This window comes from Providencia sp. PROV269 (genome assembly GCF_028477785.1).
GTDB lineage: Bacteria > Pseudomonadota > Gammaproteobacteria > Enterobacterales > Enterobacteriaceae > Providencia > Providencia rettgeri.
Genome location: NZ_JAMPLV010000014.1, coordinates 1 through 9,817 on the forward strand (window position 1 = coordinate 1; position 9,817 = coordinate 9,817).

General features: G+C 28.5%; 7 protein-coding genes. 1 reads left to right on the forward strand and 6 read right to left on the reverse strand.

Annotated features, from left to right (window positions below; genetic code table 11):
* Nucleotides 1-989: 989 nt before the first annotated feature.
* Nucleotides 990-1,868, reverse strand: a complete 879-nt coding sequence (locus PR683_RS15725; RefSeq protein WP_272581883.1) for a DUF4435 domain-containing protein — start codon at nt 1,866-1,868, stop codon at nt 990-992.
* Nucleotides 1,865-3,175 (reverse strand): AAA family ATPase, encoded by a 1,311-nt coding sequence (locus PR683_RS15730; RefSeq protein ID WP_272581884.1) that lies wholly within the window; start codon nt 3,173-3,175, stop codon nt 1,865-1,867. Before PR683_RS15730 ends, PR683_RS15725 begins: the two co-directional genes overlap by 4 nt.
* 257 nt (nt 3,176-3,432) lie before the next feature.
* Here PR683_RS15730 and PR683_RS15735 point away from each other — a divergent pair, with 257 nt between their 5' ends.
* Entirely contained in the window at nt 3,433-3,999 is a 567-nt protein-coding gene (locus PR683_RS15735; RefSeq protein ID WP_272581889.1) for a recombinase family protein, read from the forward strand.
* 294 nt (nt 4,000-4,293) lie between these two features.
* Here the strand turns inward: PR683_RS15735 and PR683_RS15740 are convergent, their stop codons facing one another.
* The 4 genes from PR683_RS15740 to PR683_RS15755 form a co-directional block, all read right to left on the reverse strand.
* Nucleotides 4,294-4,476 carry a hypothetical protein gene (locus PR683_RS15740; RefSeq protein WP_272581885.1) on the reverse strand — a complete coding sequence of 61 codons (183 nt, stop codon included), beginning with the start codon at nt 4,474-4,476 and terminating at the stop codon, nt 4,294-4,296.
* Nucleotides 4,477-4,771: 295 nt separating this feature from the next.
* Entirely contained in the window at nt 4,772-5,332 is a 561-nt protein-coding gene (locus tag PR683_RS15745) for a hypothetical protein (protein WP_272581886.1), read from the reverse strand.
* A 12-nt stretch (nt 5,333-5,344) separates the two neighbouring features.
* Nucleotides 5,345-5,803, reverse strand: a complete 459-nt coding sequence (locus tag PR683_RS15750) for a hypothetical protein (RefSeq protein WP_272581887.1) — start codon at nt 5,801-5,803, stop codon at nt 5,345-5,347.
* A gap of 1,505 nt (nt 5,804-7,308) precedes the next feature.
* Entirely contained in the window at nt 7,309-8,727 is a 1,419-nt protein-coding gene (locus PR683_RS15755) for a type III restriction endonuclease subunit R (protein WP_272581888.1), read from the reverse strand.
* Nucleotides 8,728-9,817: the final 1,090 nt, after the last annotated feature.

A 9,817-nucleotide genomic window follows, 5' to 3' on the forward strand; every position in this document is an offset into this window, starting at 1 on the left:
GTTTTGGGTCAGGATGGATTTTATCTATCGAAAGTCTCTAAGGAATCTGTTGCTCATGTAAAAAATGAAGGGCTTTTTATATCATTGAAGTAAAAGTTCGGTACTGATTTGCAGTTATTGGTGTGTATACACCTTAACTGAGCTATCAATGGATATTTGTTGATTACTGTACTTGCCATTTTATTTTTATAAAAAAGTGTCCAATGGGGCAGCAGAGGTATTAAGATATACATTATTACCATTGGACATTTTTTACTGATTAACGACCACCAATCAGGGCTATTGAGCATTAAATCAATATCACTATTGAGTTGATCAATTAGCTCTATTAGTACTGAATCCTAAACCAATAAAAACTCATCATTATTGTTTATTAAATTTCATATCCATATGATAATTAATTATGTTATACATGAAGGAATCAGTACTGATAGAGTAGCGTTATGATAAGTACAAAACTGAAGTTCATTGAATTTTCGTGACAAAGTTACCTGCCTTTAGTACTCGAATTATTGTCAGTCAGGGGAGTATACTGTTTTTATGAATACTTAAAGTAATCCCTTACTGAATTAAAAAATGATGAGGTTTTTATATCATTTAAGTAAAAGTTCAGTACTTAATATAGATAATTAATAATTAATATAAAAAACTGAATTATAAGTTTATACTACTTTTAAAAGTAAAGTAATTGTATTCAATTTCTATTTAAATGAAATGAATAATAATTTAAATAGAGCTTGAGTTATACTAATTTTAATAGTGTCACAATATCCTTAATAATTAAAAAAATATATTTACAATGAATATTTTGAATATAAATAATGAGTCTATGAGAAGTGGTTTAATAGTTTTTAGGCCTTTAGTTATTTCCTTTCTTTATAATTTCAATCACCACACATATAAATAAAAGATTAATTAATATTAGATATTGTGAGAGTAAAGTATTTAAATTGACCAATATAAAAAACATAGTGGTCAATTTAAAAAAATTAAATTAGTTTCTTGAATTGGTTCTCGTAATGCACTAATGTTGAATTGTTTAAGTATTTATCAGGTGTTAATTTGAATTTATTCAAAGCTAAATTTTTAAGAATTCCAAAATCATTAATATTATTATTAATGCCTGATGATTTTTTATAGGAATATGATAACAAGCTCATGATAATAAACTCATAAAAATGACCTTGAACTAGATTGCAAAAATTTAAATTAGTAGATTCAACTAAGTTTCTATAATTTAAGTCTATTTTAAAATCATTAGGCATTGCTCTAGTTATTCTTTTAACCTCAGATAGTGACAATGGAAAATTCAATTTCACATCAAAATTACACCCCTTATCGCCTCCCTTTTTTCCTATTGGGAATAAATTAACACCAAAATATGAAGCTATAATATTAGCTCTATTAACTAATTTTAAACGTCTAATAGAACGTTGATGTTTAGTATTGAACGTACTAATTGCAATTGAATAATCACCACTAATATCTTCTAATAAAGCATCACATAAACTCTGTGACCAAAAATCATTTTCCCAGCTATAACCATGAGTCGTTAACAATTTATTTGATTCTAATCTACTAAAAAAAATCCCATCATAGTCCTTATCAATAATCGCATATGAGTCATCTATTCCTTCCGACACTATTTTATCATGATAATTTAAAACATTAGACTTATTTCCCACTACCTTTAGTTTTATTTTTTGATATTGAGAAAATGCTTTAATCAATGAAGAATAAAAGATAACATCAGGTAATTTTTCACAATCAAGTTGATTAGTGTTTTTACCCTCAATATAGAATATAACCTCTGTATTATAGAAAGCATTATAATTTTTTAGGCCACTTTTAGTTCTTTTAAATGTCATGAAATAAGATTCTCCATGCTGATAATAGAATCTTGTTCAGAACCAACTATATCTGGAGAGTGTGTGGCAAATATTATTTGTGTATTAGGGTTTAATTTTGTAATCGCACTAATTAATTGCTCTTGCCAAATTATATGCAAAGATAATTCAGGCTCATCAGCAATATAAATTACATGTTTGGAATTTTGTAATAATGTTTCACCTAAAATTATTAGTAATTGTTTCTCACCTGAAGATAGTTCATTAAGACCTATAGGTCTACTATCTTTTGTTACTACTATCAATTCATTTTTTTCAGATACAGAAAAAACCTTCCTGCCATTAAACATTGTATTTAATAATTTAATAAAATTGTCTCTGTGTTCAAAAATAGAATGTTTTACTTCTTGTAAGCTTTCATAATCTCCGATTAAAGCATGGACTCTCCATGTATTATATAGTACTGAAAAATCATCCACCGAAATTCCACGTTGTTCATTTCTATTTTTGACAGCCTCTAATCTAGAAAAATGGTCGTTTAATTTTCTAACATAATCTTTGCTTTTCACGCCTAATATATCAAAAACATCAATTAACGTATTTTTTTCCTTACTAATATCAATTGATTTTGAAAATTCAAGAATGGCATTTGCACCATCATTATTTATTAATGCCAAAAAGCTTTTTTTCTGGAATTCTACTGTATGTTCTGAAAATTTCTGGGATAGAAGTGAAAAATATCTAACCAAATTATTATTTAAATCAATAATTTTATGATCTATATTTGATAATTGTTTATTATCGAATTCTCGATTATATAAATTTTCAGAACGATTAATAGATAACCATGATACTTGTATTAAATCATTTAATAACTCTTTAGTTTCAGAATAATTAAAATTAGAGTGTATTCTTCGTCTATGTGATTCAAACCCAACTAGACCTTCAAATTTGGATATATCAGTATCGAAAATTGCGGTAATAGCATCATCTCTGATAGTCTTTTTAATACTGTATTTGATTGCAACACTTGAAAATTCGCTTTCAATTTTTGATACTAAAATTGTAGGCCTACGATTTACTGACACATCCTTCAGTCTTATTTCAATTTGAGTAAATTCAATACGAGCTAGTTTACTAATATCAAGTGTTAATGCAGCAGCTAATAGATTGATTAGTGTTGTTTTTCCTGTTCCATTAACTCCGATAATAAAATTTGTTTTTTTATTAACTTCTATATCTAGATCTTGGGTTCCCCACAGACCTTTAACGCTTATTGATGTTATTATGTTCATATCTTCCTCTATATAGTAATCACTTCTACTCATGATAAATCAGCTAATTTTATTATAAAATATAATTTTAGATATATTAGACTTTGATCACCATATAATAATTAATATGCTAATGATTGTAAATTTTAGACCATTTACTTTAATGTAATTTACTCTTACCAAGAATTATCAGTTGACTACTCCCTAATGATACCCGCCTAATTCAACTAAAATAGTATCATTTAGTACTTGAACCCATCTATATGATTCAGTATCATTTGGATATTATAAATGATACCAAAGGGCTTAATATGCTATTCGGATACGTTAGAGTTTCTTCAAAAGATCAAAATCTAGAAAGGCAGCTTTTAGTACTGGAGCCTATTTGCGACAAAGTGATCCAAGAGAAAGTGTCAGGGAAATATATTAACGACAGACCAGAACTACTATTACTATTATCACATTTAAGGGAAGGTGATACTCTCATTACAAAGTCTATTGATAGATTAGCCCGTAATACTAAGGAACTTTTATCGCTAGTGGATGAGTTAGTAGAAAAAGGAATCACTGTTAGGTTCTTAGACAATAACATGAGTTTTGATAATTCTCCCGCTTCAAGGTTAATTTTAACCATGATGGGAGCAGTGGCAGAGTTTGAACGAGGTATTATTGCATCTAGAAGAGACGAAGGTATTGCTATTGCTAAAAAGGCTGGAAAATACAAAGGAAAACAAAAAAATGCAGTACTGCATAGTAAAATAAGTGAAATGCTAGAAACTGGAAAATATACTGCTGATGAAATAGCTAAGCTTTGTGATTGTGGTCGAGCTACAGTTTTTAGAGTGAAGAAATTACGATCAGTTAACCAACAAACATAGCTCATTTTTTTAACTTATTATATATTCATAGGAAAACCCTATTGATATCATAGTATTAAAAGGTTTTACTTTAACTAAAGAGTGAGTTTATGTAACTCACTTCAATTTATTGGATTACTATTATATATTACCTGCAAGATCGTAATATGTATCACACATTTTTTGATCTACTGTTTTATTTTTATTATTAGATGTATTATTTAAAATAAAAATGAAATTAATATAATTATATATATTAAACCAAATAATTCACATTAAATGTAAAATGTATTTAATGTGGGTTATTCTCAGGATTTATTTTTTAAATAGTAACTTTTTTCTTGCTTTAATTAAGTCATCACTAGGAAAGTCCTTTGTTCTAGTGCTAAGTCCAAATCCATTATTATTCAAAATTCGTTCGCCAAGTGCTATTTGCTTATCAACGCATTCTTTTACCATCACATGTATGGGCTTTATTCTTTTATTTGATTCTGACATTTTAAAACTCCTTAATTTTGTTTTCATCTACTATTTGTGATTTTTAATATTGCTATTTTATAATCATTTAAAGTTGTCATTCTTTTATATTTATTAATAATTGCTTAATTCCTATTACATCATATTTTAATTTAGTAAGGATTACTTTAAGTATTCTAACCTTAAAACTTATTTGTTTTTTACAATAGCATTCTAAAAATTAATATACTATCTCTTCAGCTAATTATAGTACTGTTTTAAAACATATGATGGTAGACTGCTAAAATATAAAAGCATTTATCAACATTATCTCTAATTAATTATTAATTTCTTCTATGGCTTTTCTAATTTCGCTATTATAAAAACCTTTACATTGGTTTTCAAATGATTTATCCCCAAATTGGGCAGCATAGATACCATCTTGCAAACCAATACGTAATTCTGGTTGTCCCCATGGTAGAACTCTTCGTAATGCGTCTACTTGAACATTATAGAAATTACTATACCTACCATGAGTATTAAAATCATGTATACGTTTAATATTATAATAACCCTTACAACGTGAAATACCGTACATCATTTTTTGTGATTTCTTCTTATTACGTTTGTACTCGACAACGTAACGGTTAACGTCCAGTACTTTATTTCGAACCAATTCATATTGGTTTGTTTTTGGTAATTCAATCGTTTCAGAAATATGTTCAATAGTCTTTATTGCTGTGTTTTTTTTATTTGGCTCTTGTGTTACATTTTGTATACTATCACCCAATACTGTAATACCGGTAGTACCTAATATATTACGTAATGTTTCAGGATTAGCATTAACCGAACATGAAAATAATAATACCGAAGCAATAATAAGATGTTTGAATTCCATTTTAATTTCCTGTTACAGTTTTGAGTTTAAAGCGTTCATATATACCTGTGTACATTTTGTGTTAAGATCTGTATCGCCATCTATTTCTGATATCATACCGTGTTCAATGCCATTATAAACTACTTGTTTGGATGAGAGAGGAAGTACTGCAATCATAGAATTAACTTGAGCATCATAAAATTGCTTAACAAATTTCTTTTGCTCTTTCAGTACTGGGTTAGTGATTGCTTGTTGATTGTAATAACCAACACACATACCGACATCATATGCATAACTTTCGGTTTTCTCTATATCAGAACTGTATATCTTACGTAAACGTTCTTTATTAATTAAAAAATTATGAGCATCTTGAACTTGTTGTTCAATATCGTTTTCTGTTAATGATGGTTGTTTTGGTGTTTGTTTACCTGTGTAAATAGCATACATAAACAAGGCAACTACTGCCAATAATACATATCCTATTTTTTTCATGATTAATTTCCTAATTCAATTAATGGTTTAGTTATTACATTTATATAAATGTAAAGTACTTGGTTTACTCTTGTCAGGATTGGTTCAATACGTGGAGCATATACTACGTAGTTAAATTCTTTCCCCTTAAAGTATGTAGACATTTTTTATAGGCTAATACAGCTAAAAATGTAGTGATAACAATAGCTATTAGTTGAGGCACCTAATTCTCCTTGATTAGATTTTTACATTTAATTGAAGCAATTATATCACACTCTAAAACATTGATCGATAAAAACGATCAATTAAACAAAAACGATCGTTAAAATCTATTAAACCTATCGATAACTATTCAATCAATAGGAGATAACGATCAATGTTATTAGGTCATATAATCTTTGAAATACCATGTACTCGCTAAAGCTCGTCATGGGCATATTCTAAGATCGATGATAGTTCTCTTCAGTTCTGTACTAATCCAGTACTAAATTAACTCACTTAGTCATGTACTCGCTAAAGCTCGACATGGGCATACTCTAAGGTCAGTAATAGTTCTCTTCAGTTCAATTCTGATCCAGTACTGAAATTTTTTCGTTATGAGTTTTTTCGCGGAAAAAACGAAATAAAAGAAGAGATACCAGTGATTGCTCTCGCCAAGAGGGTAATCTTCTGCGAAGAAAAGTTAAATTAACTCACTTAGCCATGTACTCGCGAACGCTCGACATGGGCATATTCTAAACGCCAGTAATAGTATTCTTTAGTTCAGTACTGATTTAGTGCTGGAATTTTTTCGTTATGAGTTTTTTCGCGGAAAAAACGAAATAAAAGAAGAAATACCAGTGATTGCTCTCGCCAAGAGAGTAATCTTCTGCGAAGAAAAACAAAATTAATTCACTTAACCATGTACTCGCTAACGCTCGACATGGGCATATTCTAAGGTCAGTAACAGTACTTTTTAGTTCAGTACTGATTTAGTGCAGGTATTTTTTCGTTATGAGTTTTTTTCGCGGAAAAAACGAAATAAAAGAAGAAATACCAGTGATTGCTCTCGCCAAGAGAGTAATCTTCTGCGAAGAAAAATTAAATTAGCTCACTTAGCCATGTACTCGCTAACGCTCGACATGGGCATATTCTAAGGTCAGTAATAGTACTTTTTAGTTCAGTACTGATTTAGTGCAGGTATTTTTTCGTTATGAGTTTTTTTCGCGAAAAAAACGAAATAAAAGAAGAAATACCAGTGATTGCTCTCGCCAAGAGAGTAATCTTCTGCGAAGAAAAATAATATACATTCTTATTCGTTTGGTAACTGAGTCTAGTCTCTTGCGAGACCTAGACACGCAATAAATTCCTTTTATTGCTCACATAGCTCACCGCAGCGAGCTTGCGGTTTACTAAATGAGCAATAAAAAGAATTTAAATTGCCCTTCCTCATTGATATGTCCGAAATTTATTCCCTTATATAATTATAGGGATTATTTTTATGACACATTTTGAATGTCTGATAGTGTTTCTGACAAAGAGCAGGGTTATTTATTTTTCTTTTGAATTGCTTTCTCGTACTTATTGTACATTTCATTTCTTTCTTCTTCATTGAGATCTTTATTGATTTGGCTTGATAGAAATTTATTAAATTCCGAAACATTAAGCTCTGGGTTATTTGCTTTCCAGCGACTGAAGCGGCTAGCTTTTGTATTAGAAAGAGTAAAACGTTTTTCTTTGTTTGTAGAGCCTTTTGGTCTTCCTCTCAGTGCACATTCATCGTCATCAAGGCCAAGATCTATATACTCAATATTATCAGTGAGATAGTTTGCCTGAAATTTGTCGAAAACATAAACAGTCTGTATCTCAGTACTATTATAATCTCTTGATATCCCTCTAAGTACAAACTGATGCAAACTTTCATATTCTCTAGCATGATGAATTTCTGCCATAGATAGTTCAAAAAATAATTTACATTGAGTTGCTTCTACATCTGATGGCCTCATGCAAGCAAGCCATACACAGGTTTTAATCTTACTATACTGATTTAAGCCTCTAGGATCTGGGCTTATCTTTGTACCGTCATTAAGTTTTTGAATGTCAGCTCTGTTTTTTGTCCAATAAAATTCTTCATATTTAAGCTTATCATTCAAGTAATTATATATTTTCTTTAGTTTTTCAGGATTATTTTTCTTCCAGGTTTTCGAGAGTTGTATCTTTTCTGAAAAATAATAAACCTTAATTCTATCTTTAAGAGGAATTTTTCTAGTAAGTAAGCTTTGAATGTTTTCCTTTTTTAAAATTTTTTTGTTTTTTTTATATATCAATGAGTTTTCAAAATTAGCACTAAAGAATGTTATATCTAGTTCAACATATCTATTAAGGTCTTTAAAACCTGTTATGCTTAATTGCGTTTTATCCGAGTCTAAAAAGTAACTCTTATTCATTATTAAAATATGATTGTTTTTCATAATTGAAAAGTCATTGGAAATATTACTAACAATATCTCCATGCGACTTTAATTTACTATCTGCTATTATATACTCTTCGCTACCATCGAGGTTTTTAATATTACATATCAATTCATCTTTTATTACTTCCTTTATCTTGGCGTTACCTTCATTTATTAATTTAAATTCATGGAAGTTAGTTACGTCATCTAAATATATAACCCATCCAGATAAGAGTTCTATAGGTATTTTAAAAAAAGTTTTATCTGAAATGATTAGTGTTCTATTACTTGGACTATTCATGAAATCTATAACATGATCAATAACTCGCTTACCATTAGATATTGAGTCAGTAGTGATAGGTTTACAATCTTTAATCTTTTTTGCTGTATCTCGTATTAGTTCTTGAGTACATTGAACAATTAAAAATTTATCATTACTATTGTTAATTTCATTACATATGTAATGCGTTTTACCTGCTCCACAAGGTGCAGATACGTATTTAAGTTTATTCAACTTTTTTATCCTTGTTGTCGTTAAATAACTTTTACAATCCATTTCTAACAAAAAAGATTGTAAAAGTTATATGTTGAAATGTATTACATCAAAAGTATTATATGTACTTCCTTATAGAATACATAGATTTAGCTTTGGCATACCAACCCGAAAATTCGGGGATTTTATTACTAATCAGATCACGAAAGAAAGCTTTACTTATATTCATCTTAAGAAGATTACAGATCCTACAGTAAGATATGTCACTGATTATAATATTCAGGTACTGTTCATATGTAAGAGAAATAGAATCTAATCTTTTCTTCTTTCTTACGCTTTTGTTTAGTGTTTTTCTATTTGTAAGTATTTTATTCCTTCTTCTATTATAACGATTATGTTCTATCATGTTTTCTCCTTGAGTAATTTCGCTATTAAATATTTTGTTTCTATTTTCATATATTCCTCCAATAAAAGTTTTATAAAAATAGTGTTGTTAAAATGCCATCTGATTCTTTATGATAAGATCAATTTCACATATCCATGTTACCACATGAACTATTAATTATGCATTTCACTTAATAATATGTTACTTAAAAGTAATTTTTTTAACTAACTATACTGAGTGAATTATAACGCATGCTTTTAAATTTTTTACATCATTCCTGAAAATAATTTCATTACATAAAACCATTTCTCAAATAATCGTTCTAACGACCTTATTATAACGCATGATTTTCATTTTTAGCATAATTTCTTTAAATAAATTTTCTTGCATATCAATTTTCTTATCACGATAATATCGTAAAATAATTATTAACAAGCATAAGGTACTGAATTCTAAACTCAATAAAATAAAAGCAATACCGAGGGGATATAATTCAAGTTCTATTTAAATTATTATGCATTTCATTTAAATAGAATAAGAATACAATTACTTTATTTTTAATGACAGTATAAATTTATAATTCAGTTATTTTTATCTTCATTACTAATTATCTATATACAGTACTGAACTTTTACTTCAATGATATAAAAACCTCATCATTTTTTACTTCAGTAAGGGATTACTTTAAGTATTCATAAAATCAGTATATTCCCCCTGACTCTCAAT

Excerpts from the sequence above, each read along its gene's own strand:
- PR683_RS15725 (WP_272581883.1), bottom strand. The coding sequence starts at position 1,868 with ATGACATTTAAAAGAACTAAAAGTGGCCTAAAAAATTATAATGCTTTC.
- PR683_RS15730 (WP_272581884.1), bottom strand. The coding sequence starts at position 3,175 with ATGAGTAGAAGTGATTACTATATAGAGGAAGATATGAACATAATAACA.
- PR683_RS15735 (WP_272581889.1), top strand. The coding sequence starts at position 3,433 with ATGCTATTCGGATACGTTAGAGTTTCTTCAAAAGATCAAAATCTAGAA.
- PR683_RS15740 (WP_272581885.1), bottom strand. The coding sequence starts at position 4,476 with ATGTCAGAATCAAATAAAAGAATAAAGCCCATACATGTGATGGTAAAA.
- PR683_RS15745 (WP_272581886.1), bottom strand. The coding sequence starts at position 5,332 with ATGGAATTCAAACATCTTATTATTGCTTCGGTATTATTATTTTCATGT.
- PR683_RS15750 (WP_272581887.1), bottom strand. The coding sequence starts at position 5,803 with ATGAAAAAAATAGGATATGTATTATTGGCAGTAGTTGCCTTGTTTATG.